The sequence below is a fragment of the Candidatus Streptomyces philanthi genome (genome assembly GCF_059553635.1).
The window spans coordinates 1-5,166 of sequence record NZ_JCANQV010000361.1 but is presented as its reverse complement, the minus strand read 5'-3'; the positions used below and the strand labels follow the sequence as shown (position 1 = coordinate 5,166).

At 75.7% G+C, this 5,166-nt stretch carries 1 protein-coding gene; it reads right to left on the bottom strand.

Going from position 1 to position 5,166, the window contains the following annotated elements:
* Positions 1-5,166 (bottom strand): amino acid adenylation domain-containing protein (locus tag AC51EU_RS26810; RefSeq protein ID WP_496269665.1); only part of this gene is annotated, 5,166 nt, incomplete at both ends.

Sequence of the window (5,166 nt, the reverse complement as noted above, 5' to 3'; positions counted from 1 at the left end):
GGGGCGGGCGGCGCTGGCGGTGATGGCGCGCAGCGCGTCGAACCAGCCGGCGGCCAGTTCCCGGACGTCGTCGTGGTCGAGGAGGGCGGGGGCCCAGGTCCAGTGGGCGACGAGTTCGGGGCCGTCCGCCCCGTCGAAGGTGACCGCGTTGACGGCGAGGGGGTGGGCGAGCGGGAGGCCCGGGTCACCGGCGCCGAGCGTCGCGTCGTCCGCCCCGGCCCGTACGGGTGCCCACAGGGTGTCCTCCCGGGGCGCCACGATCCGGCCGAGGTAGTTGAAGGCGATCTGCGGGCCGGGCAGTGCCGCCAGTTCGTCCGCGGTGCCGGGGGCGAGGTGGCGCAGCAGCCCGTAGCCGAGTCCGTCGCCGGGGACGGCGCGCAGCTGGTTCCTGACGCGGGTGACGGACCGCGCGAGGTCGGTGCCGGCCTCGGTGATCTGCTCGGGGGCGAGGGCGCCGGGGTCGAGGCGGACGGGGTACATGCTGGTGAACCAGCCGACGGTGCGCGACAGGTCGGTGCCGCGGGCCAGGTGTTCGTGCCTGCCGTGGCCCTCGACCTCGACGGTCATCGGGCCGGGGGTGCCGCCGCGGCGGCGGTGCCAGGCGCTGAGCGCGGTCGCGAAGGCGGCCAGCAGGACGTCCTGGATGCCGGCGCCGAACGCGGAGGTGACCTGGCCGAGCAGCGGCGCGGTGTCCTCGGCGGGGAGGGTGAGCATCAGGTTCTCGGCGGTGCCCGCGACGTCGCGCAGCGGGCGGAGGTCACCGGGGACCAGGGGTTCGGTGGGGCTCAGGACCTCCTTCCAGTAGGGGAGTTCGGCGGCGCGGTGGGCGGTGCCCGCCTCGTGGGCGAGCAGGTCGGCCCAGCGGCGCAGCGAGGTGCCGACGGGGGCGAGCCGGGGGGTGCGGCACGCGGCCCGTGCCTCCCAGGCCTCGCGCAGGTCGGGCAGCAGGACGCGCCAGGACATGCCGTCGACGACGAGGTGGTGGAGGACGAGCAGCAGCCGGCCGGGGCGCTCCCCGGCGTCGAACCACACGGCCTGGAGCATCACTCCGGCGATCGGGTCCAGCCGGCCGGCGGCCTCGGCGTGCTCGCGGGCCACCAGTTCCCGCAGCGCGGCCTCGTCGAGCCCTTCGGCGGCGACGCGGCGGACGCCGGGCTGTGCGGAGGCGCCGCCGGGTTCCTTGGCGAGCAGGGACCAGCGGCCGTCGGGCAGCGAGGTGAGGCTGGTGCGCAGGGCGTCGTGGTGGTCGACGACCGCGGCGAGGGCGGCGTCGAGCCGGTCGGTGCCGGCGTGCGGCGGGACGAGGACGAGGGTGGACTGACTGAACCCGGCGACCGATCCGCCGAGTTTGCGCAGCCATTCGGTGATGGGGGTGGGGGCGACGGGGCCGGTGCCGATGTCGGCGACGGCGGGCAGGTCCCGGCCGCCGTCGCCCGCGGCGGCGGCCAGCGCGGCGACGGTGCGGTGGACGAAGACGTCCCGTACCGACAGGTGGAGGCCGGCCCTGCGGGCCTGGGCGACGATCTGGATGGCCTGGATGCTGTCGCCGCCCAGGTCGAAGAAGCTGACGTCGGCGGCGACCTGCGGCAGGCCGAGGACCTGCGCGAAGACGCCGCAGAGGGTCTCCTCGTCGGGGGTGGCGGCGGGCCGGGTGCCCTGGGGGGTGTGCAGGCCGGGGGCGGGCAGGGCACGGCGGTCGATCTTGCCGTTGGCGGTGAGCGGCAGGGTGTCCAGGGCCACCACGGCGGTCGGTACGAGGTGCTGGGGCAGGCGTTCGGCGAGGTGGTTGCGGACGGCGACGGGGTCGACGCGGGCGCCCTCGGCGGGGACGACATAGCCGACGAGGTGCTTGGTGCCGTGGTCGTCCTCGCGGACCGCGGCGACGGCGCGGGCCACGGCGGGGTGGGTGGCGAGCGCCGCCTCCACCTCGCCCGGTTCGACGCGGAAGCCGCGGATCTTTACCTGGTCGTCGACGCGGCCCAGGACCTCCAGGCGTCCGTCGGTGCGCCACCGCGCGAGGTCGCCGGTGCGGTACATGCGGGAGCCGGCCGCGCCGAAGGGGTTGGGCACGAAGCTCTCGCGGGTCAGTTCCGGCCGGCCGAGGTAGCCGCGGGCCAGGCCCGCGCCGGCGAGGTGCAGTTCGCCGACGGCGCCGGCGGGCAGCGGGTGCCCGGCGGCGTCCAGGACATACGCCTGGGTGTTGCGGACGGGCCGGCCGACGGTGGGCCGGGGTGTGTCGGCCATGCGGGCGCACACGGAGTCGACGGTGCACTCGGTGGGCCCGTAGAGGTTGTAGCCGCTGACGCCGGGCAGCTCGCGCAGGGCCTGCCACAGGGCGGTGTCGACGGGTTCGCCGCCGAGGGCCAGGATGCGGGGCCGGCGGGCGGGGTCCTCGAACAGTCCGGCGTCGAGGATCTCCCGGAGGTAGGACGGGGTCAGTTCCAGGAAGCCGACGCCGTGTTCGGCGACGTAGGCGGTGAGGGCGAACGGGTCGCGGCGGGTGTCGTCGTCGACGAGGTGGAGGGTGTGGCCCGCGACCATCCACAGCAGCGGGTCGAGGGAGGCGTCGAAGGCGAGGGCGCCGGTGAGGGCGGCGCTGATGCCGCGCTCCCCCGCCGCGGCGATGTCCCGTGCGTACAGGTCCTGGAAGTGGCTGTGGAAGAGGTTGGACAGGCCGCGGTTCTCGACGACGACGCCTTTGGGGCGGCCGGTGGAGCCGGAGGTGTACAGGACGTAGGCGGCGTGCGCCGGGTCCAGGTCGCGGTCGGCCGGGGGCCGGGGGTCCTGGCGTGCGGTGCGGTCGGCGCAGGCGGGGCCGTCGACGACGAGGACGGCGGGGCCGTCGAGGGTGTCGGGTACCGAAGCGGCGGTGTCCCGGGTGGTGAGCACCAGGGCGGGTGAGGCGTCCTGGAGCATGGCGGCGACGCGTTCGCGCGGGTAGTCGGGGTCGATGGGCAGGAAGGCGGCGCCGGTCTTGAGGACGGCGAGCAGCGCGACGGGCAGGTGGACGGAGCGGGGCAGGACGAGGGCGACGACGTCCTCGGGGCCGGTGCCGTCGGCGGCGAGGACGCGTGCCAGGCGGTTGGCGGCGGCGTCGAGCGCGCCGTAGGTGAGGGTGCCGTCGGCGGCGGTGACCGCGGTGGCGCCGGGGGTGCGGGCGGCCTGGGCCTCGAAGAGTTCGGCGAGGGTGTCCGGCGGGGTGGGCCGGGCGGTGTCGTTCCACGCGGTGAGCAGTTCGTGGCGTTCGGCGCCGGTGAGCAGGTCGGGTGCGGTGACCGGTGCGTCGGGGTCGGCGGCGACGGCGGCGAGGAAGCGGCGCAGGCGGCCGGTGAGGGCGTCGACGGTGCCGCGGTCGAAGACGTCGGTGTTGTACTCGACGGTGCCGTCGACGCCGGCGGGTGCCCCGGCCGTGGTGCGGCGTTCGGTGAAGGAGAGCACCAGGTCCATGCGGGCGGTGCCGGCGGTCGCGGGGACGATGCCGGTCCGCAGGCCGGGCAGGTCCAGGGCGGCGTCGGGCGTGTTCTGCCAGGCGACCATGGTCTGGAACAGCGGGTGGTAGGCCATCGAGCGGCTGGGGCGGAGCGAGTCCACCAGGAACTCGAAGGGAATGTCCTGGTGGGCGTAGGCGTCCAGGCTGCGTTCGCGGACCCGGCCGAGGAGTTCGCGGAAGGTGGGGGTGCCGGAGGTGTCCACGCGCAGGACGAGGGTGTTGACGAAGAAGCCGATGAGGTCCTCGGTGGCCTCGTCGGTACGGCCCGCGATGGTGGCGCCGATGGGAATGTCCTCGCCGCCGCCGAGGCGGCCGAGGACGGCGGCGAGCGCGGCGTGCACCACCATGAAGATGCTGGCGTCGCAGGAGCGGGCGAGTGCCGCGAGGTCGTCGTGGAGCCCGGCGTCCCAGGTGAAGGCGGTGTTGTCGCCCTGGCGGGTCGGCTCGGCGGGGTGCGGCCGGTCGGTGGGCAGGGCGATCCGCTCGGGCAGGTCCGCCAGTGCCTCGCGCCAGTAGGCGAGTTGACCGGCCCACAGGCCGGCGGGGTCGTTGAGGTCGCCGAGGAGGGCGCGCTGCCACAGGGTGTAGTCGGCGTACTGGACGGGCAGCGGCTCCCACCGCGGCGGCGTGCCCTCGCGGCGGGCGGTGTAGGCGGCGGTGAGGTCGCGGCCCAGCGGGGCGAGGGACCAGCCGTCGGCGGCGATGTGGTGGACGACGAGGACGAGGACGTGCTCGCGCGGTCCGAGGACGAGGAGTTCGGCGTGGACCGGGATCTCGCGGGTGAGGTCGAAGGTGTGCCGGGAGGCCGCGGCGACGGCGTCGTCGAGTCCGGCCTCGCCGACGGCGGTGACCGGCATCTCCGGGCGGGCGTCCTCGGGCGGCAGGATGTGCTGGCGCGGTACGCCGTCGGTGTCCGGGAAGACGGTGCGCAGCGATTCGTGGCGGGCGAGCAGGTCGCCGAGGGCGGCGTGCAGCGCGTCGGTGTCCAGGTCGCCGGTCAGCCGCAGCGCCATGGGGATGTTGTACGTCGCCGAGGGGCCCTCCATGTGGTGGAGGAACCACAGGCGCCGCTGGGCGAAGGACAGCGGGATGTGCGCGGGCCGCTCGGCCGGGCGCAGCGGCGGGCGGGTGGTGGTGGCGTCCTCGCGCAGGTGGTGGGCGAGGCCGGCCGGGGTGGGTGCCTGGAAGAGGGTGCGGACCTGGAGTTCGGTGGCGAACGCCGTGCGGATCTGGGAGATGAGGCGGGTGGCGAGCAGGGAGTGGCCGCCCAGCGCGAAGAAGCTGTCCTCGGCGCCGACCTCGGGGACGCCGAGGACCTTGGCGAACAGGTCGCACAGGGTGCGTTCGGTCGCGTCGCGCGGGGCGACGTAGGCGGAGGCCAGGTCGCGGCGGGCGTTCTCGGGGGCGGGCAGGGCCTTGCGGTCGACCTTGTTGTTGGGGGTCAGCGGCATCGCGTCGAGGAACACGAAGACGGACGGCAGCATGTAGGCGGGCAGTTCGGCGGCGAGGGCGGTGCGCAGGGCGGGGGCGTAGGCGCGTACGCGGCGGCGCTGGGCGCCGTTGACGTAGCGGGACCATTCCTGGGCGGGCGGCTCCTCGCGGCCGGGCCAGGCGGGCCGGGGGGTGCCGGGGTCGCGGCGGGCGACGAGGTCGAAGGTGCCGTGCCGGTCGTGCCG